Below are 6707 nucleotides of genomic sequence, written 5' to 3' on the forward strand. Positions count from 1 at the left end.
TCTGGCTACACAATAACAAGGGAAGACTTACTCGTGGCTGCAACCCTACTAGCTCAAAATTTATTCACACATGGTTACGCTTTGGGGAAATTATGAGGGGATCTCTCAGTGCATTGCCTCCAATTCCCATAATTTATTACGCCGATAATAACTTGGTGTAACCTTAAAAATGTACTTAAATCGACGTGTAAAAGATTGTTGGGAATCAAATTGATATTTTAATGCGATCTCAAGGATAGTTTTTTTCGTCAACCTCAACTCAACAGCCGCTTTCGTCAAACGACGAGCACGAATATAGCTAGCCAGTGTGACCCCTGTTACTTTTTTGAACAGCCGCTGAAAATACCACTTGGTATAACCCGCTTTATTCGCCACATCATCAAGCAGTAAAGACTGATCTAAATTATGTTCAATCCATAATAGAACATCTTTGATAACCGTTGTATGAAACTGCTTATCATCATATCTTAATTGGATGTTATTAGCTTTATTTTGATAGCGAGAATGCTGTTCAATATACATAAAATAACCTAAATGTTCTTAAGATTGTCACGACCACATCATCATGATACCATAAACATACTGACGGTATGTTATTTTAAATCTATCATGGAAAATAAAAATCATCAACAAGAAAATTTTAAGAGTACCTATCAATCACTGGTTAACTCAGCACGAATATTGTTTGTTGAAAAAGGCTATCAAGCTGTTTCAATAGATGAGATCTCGGGAAAAGCGTTGGTGACCAAAGGTGCCTTTTATCATCACTTTAAAAATAAAAAACAATTACTCAGTGCCTGTTATAAGCAGCAATTAATTATGATTGATGCCTACATCACAACAAAAACTGATTTAACAAATGGTTGGTCTGCCTTAGAAAGTATATTTGAACATTATCTTGATTATATTATTGATAATAATAAAAACCTTATCCCTATCCAAGAAGTGATGCCTATCATTGGTTGGAATGAACTTGAAAAAATTAGCCTTGAATACATTACTGGTAAGGTAAACGCCATTGTCAGCAAATTGATCCAAGAGAACCAACTTAAAGCTTATGATGATGATGTGCTTAAAAACTTACTCAATGGCTGGTTTATGCATATCGCAATACATGCGAAAAACCTAAAAGAGCTTGCCGATAAAAAAGGCCAATTTATTGCTATTTACCGCGGCTTTTTATTGAGCTTGAAAGATAAATAAAATAGATAGGTTTTATTTGAAGCTAAATCTTCTTTATCGTAAAAAATGCCCTCTTGGGTTATCAAGAGGGTCATTATATTTCGCGGAATAACATCATTTGGTGACGAAATAACTAAGCACTTGTCTCCTGTTTACTCCCCTGAGCTTGAGGGGTTAACATGAAGGTCATCGATAGCAGGATAATAATACAGTAAAACGCTAAACCAATAATCCAAATCCAGCCATCCCAAATTGGTAGTGAATGATTATAAATAACAGCAAACAGTAATGGGCCAATAACACCGGTTGCATTGGTAAGGCTCACCAATAATCCCTGTAAAGCACCTTGCTGATGACTCTTTGTTTGGATAGACATCACTCCCTGTAATGCAGGTAAAGCGATCCCACCACCAGCCAATAAAATTAAAACAGGGAAAACTAACCAACCTTCAGATATAAACGCTAAAAAGGCAAATGCACTACTATCTGCAATAAATCCGAGCAGTACTGCCGTTTTTTCGCCCCATTTAGTGGCTATTCTTCCTGCCACAAAGGCTTGGAATACTGAGTGTAAAAGACCAAGACCCGCTAATGAAAAGCCAACCATCATGCTATTCCATCCAAAACGATTTTCGGTAAATAGCACCCACACCGTTGCGGGAATTTGGCCTATCAATTGCGCTGAAAAATAAATAATCAACAAAATGGGCATCGTTTTAAATAAAGTGATGTATACCGAATTCGATTGCGTCTCAACCCCTACTTCGGTATCTGTATTATCACGTGTATTTTTGGTTTCACGGAACCAAAACATAACCACAAGGAAAGCGACAATATTTAGCAACGCAGCGATAAAAAAGGGACTATGCGGTGAAATCTCTCCTGCAAAACCACCAATAATAGGCCCCGCTATTAAACCAAGCCCAAAACTTGCCCCTAACCAACCGAACCACTTCACGCGTTGAGAAGCTGAGGTGGTATCGGCAATGACCGATGCCGCGACAGCCCCAGTAGCTCCTGTGATCCCTGAAAGCAAACGGCCTAAATACAGCATCCAAAGCGCACTTGAAAAAGCCAGCAATAAGTAATCCAGCGATGCGCCTATTAATGACAACAACAGCACTGGGCGCCGACCAAATCGGTCAGACATTTTTCCAAGCCAAGGAGCAAAGATAACCTGCATTAACGCATAAAGTGCAAGCAATACGCCAAAGTGGTTAGCGATATCTTCCGAAGCAATAAATTCACGTAATAACGTTGGCAAGACTGGCATGATAAGGCCAATCCCCATGGCATCGAGTAACGTAATTACCAATGCGATCTTTGTCGAACTATTCATTTCACTTTTCTCTATTACTGATAGGGAGTGGTAGAATAACTCTATCAATGATAGAGTGTCAACAAAAATTAGGAATTAATGATGTCTAGATTAGATAAAAGTAAAGTGATTAACAGCGCATTAGAGCTGCTTAATGAGGTCGGAATCGAAGGTTTAACAACCCGTAAACTCGCCCAGAAGCTAGGTGTAGAGCAGCCTACATTGTATTGGCATGTAAAAAATAAGCGGGCTTTGCTCGACGCCTTAGCCATTGAGATGTTAGATAGGCACCATACTCACTTTTGCCCTTTAGAAGGGGAAAGCTGGCAAGATTTTTTACGTAATAACGCTAAAAGTTTTAGATGTGCTTTACTAAGTCATCGCGATGGAGCAAAAGTACATTTAGGTACACGGCCTACAGAAAAACAGTATGAAACTCTCGAAAATCAATTAGCCTTTTTATGCCAACAAGGTTTTTCACTAGAGAATGCATTATATGCACTCAGCGCTGTGGGGCATTTTACTTTAGGTTGCGTATTGGAAGATCAAGAGCATCAAGTCGCTAAAGAAGAAAGGGAAACACCTACTACTGATAGTATGCCGCCATTATTACGACAAGCTATCGAATTATTTGATCACCAAGGTGCAGAGCCAGCCTTCTTATTCGGCCTTGAATTGATCATATGCGGATTAGAAAAACAACTTAAATGTGAAAGTGGGTCTTAAAAGCAGCATAACCTTTTTCCGTGATGGTAACTTCACGGTAACCAAGATGTCGAGTTAACCACCCTTTAGATTCATAAAGCGAAAATAATGCGGCTCCAACGTACCCACCTAAATGGAAACGGCGTTCACTCCAATCTAAACACGCACAACAGATTTTACGTGAATGTTTGGAAGGAACGTCAATTCCCATTTCATGAAAATATTGAATACCACTTAATGTGATCATTGAACCATTTTCAGTGATCCATTGCTGTTGACAAAGGGAATCATAGATCTTAACGGCAACTTCGCCAGCTAAATGATCATAGCAAGTACGTGCTTTTCGTAAATGCACTGGCGTGGAAACTTTGGCATGTACGCCATGGTTTAAGGAGATCCCCATCATACTTTCCATCAATTCAGCAATATCTTTTCCTGCTAGCCGAAAATAACGATGCTTGCCTTGAGCTACTACTGTGATTAGCTGGCAATCTAATAATTTAGATAAATGACTGCTCGCCGTTGAAGCTGATATATTCGCCACAGAACTTAGCTCAGTGGCCGTCCAAGCTCGCCCATCCATCAAAGCACTGAGTATTTTAACTCGTGAAATGTCAGACATAGCCGCCCCTATCGCGGCTATTGAGGACTCAAAGGTAACCTCTTTTCGTATTAAATTAGCCATCGCAAGTTCACTTTATTGCCCAAGGGAGCGTAACAGATGCAGCCATACTATCATTGTCCGTTATTAATATCAGTTGGTTAGCATGGTCACTGTATTGCACTAAAATATTAATGTTATTCTCCGCCAATACTCGTGCTATTTCGCCAAGTTCCCCCGGTTTTTCCTGTTTTAACTTACGAATTAATGGTGTCCGGATCGCAAGTACTAACAGTCCAGCTTGCTCTAGCGCTATTTTAGCTTCCTTTCCTTGTTCAACAAGAAAATGAGCATGGCATTCATCACCAACCGTAAATATCCCTCCCCCTTCCAATCCAATACCTTTATTACCTAATGTTTTTCCTAGTAATGCTAATTGTCCTATTTGATTATCTAAAACAACGTGAACATCAAACATTATCCTTGTCCTTTTTAAATGAATATTCGCGAGTAATATGAGCAATACTAATTTTGTAAAAATCAAATATTGACTCTCGCCCTTCTTGTTGAGCTTTCGCATGTAAAACATGATTTTTCCATTGCAGAACTGCGTATTCGTTTTCCCACCAAGATAGCGATAACATTTTTCCTTCTGTAGCTAGACTTTGAAAACGTTCAATTGAAATAAAACCAGCTACATGACTTAATAGTGGTCTTAACTCCTCAGCTAAAGTCAAATAGCGAGTTTGTTGGTCGGGTTGTATTTGCACCTCAAATATTACAGCAATCATATTTTTCTCCGTTATTAATCAACAAACAGAGTAATCCACCCGAAAATTAACACTTCGATAAGCAACGAAATATAGAAAGGTCATGCTGCTGTTTTATGTTGTATATCACACTTCTTTAAATTGCTCGGCCTGCGCTTATCATGTTCTCCTTCTCTTATAATTTTGTTTATTATTTATACTTTTTTATTTTTTGCTATCACCGAAAATAGTGCGGATCCCGCATGGTATTTAGGTTTACCCATCATTAAATACCATTGTTGTTATTTTAATCTTTTTAATATTTCATGATTAAGATCACACTAAAATTATGACCCTATTAACTAAAAGTTATGGATACCCTAATAAAACTCATTGTTAAAGATTAGTTAACCAAAGTAACTTCATTTTTCACTATTGTTAAATTGTTATAGTGAAAATTCTGGTAAACTAATAGAGGTAAAAAAATGATCCTAGATGCCAGTTATACATTATTAGTCGCATGTATCGCGCTACTCATAGGAATGTTTGTCGTAAAATTTACCCCGTTCCTACAAAAAAACCACATACCAGAAGCCGTCGTTGGTGGCTTTATTGTTGCAATTGTTCTGTTAATTATTGATAAAACATCAGGTTATTCGTTTACTTTTGATGCTTCATTGCAAAGTTTATTAATGCTCACATTCTTTTCCTCTATCGGGCTAAGTTCTGACTTTTCTCGACTGATTAAAGGAGGAAAGCCGTTAGTTCTATTAACTATTGCAGTAACGATCCTAATCGCCATTCAAAATACTGTCGGCATGAGTATGGCTGTCATGATGAATGAAAGTCCATTTATTGGCTTAATTGCAGGTTCAATTACTCTAACAGGTGGTCATGGTAATGCCGGAGCATGGGGCCCTATTCTCGCTGATAAATATGGTGTAACAGGCGCCGTTGAATTAGCGATGGCTTGTGCAACACTTGGATTAGTGTTGGGTGGTTTAGTTGGCGGCCCTGTTGCCCGTCATCTTTTGAAAAAGGTCTCTATTCCTAAAACAACCGAGCAAGAGCGCGACACTATCGTTGAAGCTTTTGAGCAACCAAGCGTCAAAAGAAAAATCAATGCAAATAACGTTATTGAAACCATTTCAATGCTGATTATCTGTATTGTTGTTGGTGGCTATATCAGTGCATTGTTTAAAGATACTTTTCTGCAACTGCCTACTTTTGTCTGGTGTTTATTTGTCGGTATTATTATCCGTAATACACTGACTCATGTATTTAAACACGAAGTGTTTGAGCCGACCGTCGATGTATTAGGTAGCGTTGCTTTATCGCTTTTCTTGGCAATGGCGTTAATGTCATTAAAATTTGGTCAATTGGCAAGCATGGCAGGGCCAGTATTAATTATCATTGCTGTACAAACTGTTGTCATGGTGCTATTTGCCTGCTTTGTCACCTTCAAAATGATGGGCAAAGATTATGATGCTGTCGTGATCAGCGCGGGTCACTGTGGCTTTGGTATGGGAGCAACACCAACAGCAATTGCGAATATGCAAACAGTCACAAAAGCATTTGGACCATCACATAAAGCTTTCCTTGTCGTTCCTATGGTCGGTGCCTTTATTGTTGATATTTCAAACAGTATCTTAATTAAAATATTTATTGAAATTGGTACATACTTTACCTAATAGCTACACACTACTCGGCGTACTTCTCCTAACAATTTATTATAGGGCAGTATGCCGAGCCGCTTTCTTACCCCGTATATTCCCCTAGTCAATCTATTTAGCTTGCACGTTTACGAATTAATTCTCGTGACAACTAAACCAAAATTTGAATTATGACGAGTATATCTGATTATTTATACTTTATTCGTTAGAATAGTCCGTAGAAATAAATAATCAGTAGGCTACATGGAATGAAATTAAGACATCTCGATATCTTTTATGCTGTAATGACTTGTGGTTCCTTAACGCGTGCGGCTGAAGTTTTACATATTTCTCAACCCGCGGCGAGTAAAGCACTCAAACATGCTGAGCACTGAGAGATCCCCTCATAATTTCCCCAAAACGTAACCATGTGTGAATAGATTTTGAGTAAGCAGGGTTGCAGCCACGAGTGAGTCTTCCCTTGTTATTGTGTAGCCAGA

Annotated in this window: 9 protein-coding genes; 4 read left to right on the plus strand and 5 right to left on the minus strand. The window is 38.5% G+C overall.

The features are described 5' to 3' along the window. Window positions 1-105: 105 nt before the first annotated feature. Window positions 106-522 carry a helix-turn-helix domain-containing protein gene (locus tag AM305_RS09610; protein ID WP_000275180.1) on the minus strand — a complete coding sequence of 139 codons (417 nt, stop codon included), beginning with the start codon at window positions 520-522 and terminating at the stop codon, window positions 106-108. A gap of 87 nt (window positions 523-609) precedes the next feature. On the opposite strand from AM305_RS09610, the gene tetC reads away from it, so the two are divergent. Further along, a complete protein-coding gene (gene tetC, locus AM305_RS09615; protein ID WP_000428546.1) occupies window positions 610-1203 on the plus strand; it encodes a tetracyline resistance-associated transcriptional repressor TetC in 594 nt (197 codons plus the stop codon). A gap of 112 nt (window positions 1204-1315) precedes the next feature. Here tetC and tet(B) read toward each other — a convergent pair whose 3' ends face one another. Beyond that, complete coding sequence (tet(B), locus tag AM305_RS09620) at window positions 1316-2521, minus strand: tetracycline efflux MFS transporter Tet(B) (protein ID WP_001089068.1); 1206 nt, start codon at window positions 2519-2521, stop codon at window positions 1316-1318. A gap of 81 nt (window positions 2522-2602) precedes the next feature. Between tet(B) and tetR(B) the strand changes: the two genes are divergently transcribed. Continuing rightward, on the plus strand, window positions 2603-3226 hold the full coding sequence (gene tetR(B), locus AM305_RS09625) for a tetracycline resistance transcriptional repressor TetR(B) (protein WP_000088605.1): 624 nt from the start codon (window positions 2603-2605) through the stop codon (window positions 3224-3226). Here tetR(B) and AM305_RS09630 read toward each other — a convergent pair. The 3 genes from AM305_RS09630 to AM305_RS09640 all read right to left on the minus strand — a co-directional run bounded on the left by AM305_RS09630 (window position 3204) and on the right by AM305_RS09640 (window position 4597). Continuing rightward, entirely contained in the window at window positions 3204-3827 is a 624-nt protein-coding gene (locus AM305_RS09630) for an ArsR/SmtB family transcription factor (protein WP_001280391.1), read from the minus strand. The genes tetR(B) and AM305_RS09630 overlap by 23 nt on opposite strands. Before the next feature lie 70 nt (window positions 3828-3897). Continuing rightward, on the minus strand, window positions 3898-4284 hold the full coding sequence (locus AM305_RS09635) for a hypothetical protein (protein ID WP_000460651.1): 387 nt from the start codon (window positions 4282-4284) through the stop codon (window positions 3898-3900). Beyond that, window positions 4277-4597, minus strand: coding sequence for an antibiotic biosynthesis monooxygenase family protein (locus AM305_RS09640; protein ID WP_000562370.1), 321 nt, complete (start codon window positions 4595-4597; stop codon window positions 4277-4279). Before AM305_RS09640 ends, AM305_RS09635 begins: the two co-directional genes overlap by 8 nt. Window positions 4598-5040: 443 nt before the next feature. Here AM305_RS09640 and gltS point away from each other — a divergent pair, with 443 nt between their 5' ends. Both gltS and AM305_RS12970 read left to right on the plus strand, forming a co-directional pair. Beyond that, window positions 5041-6246: a sodium/glutamate symporter gene (gene gltS / locus AM305_RS09645; RefSeq protein WP_000599533.1), complete on the plus strand. Its 1206-nt coding sequence runs from the start codon at window positions 5041-5043 to the stop codon at window positions 6244-6246. A gap of 230 nt (window positions 6247-6476) precedes the next feature. Next, the gene (locus AM305_RS12970) at window positions 6477-6602 is read left to right on the plus strand and encodes a LysR family transcriptional regulator (protein ID WP_001303004.1); all 126 of its coding nucleotides are present in this window, start codon (window positions 6477-6479) and stop codon (window positions 6600-6602) included. Window positions 6603-6707 lie beyond the last annotated feature (105 nt).

Origin of the sequence: Actinobacillus minor NM305, from assembly GCF_000175195.1 — a bacterium.
GTDB lineage: Bacteria > Pseudomonadota > Gammaproteobacteria > Enterobacterales > Pasteurellaceae > Haemophilus_A > Haemophilus_A minor.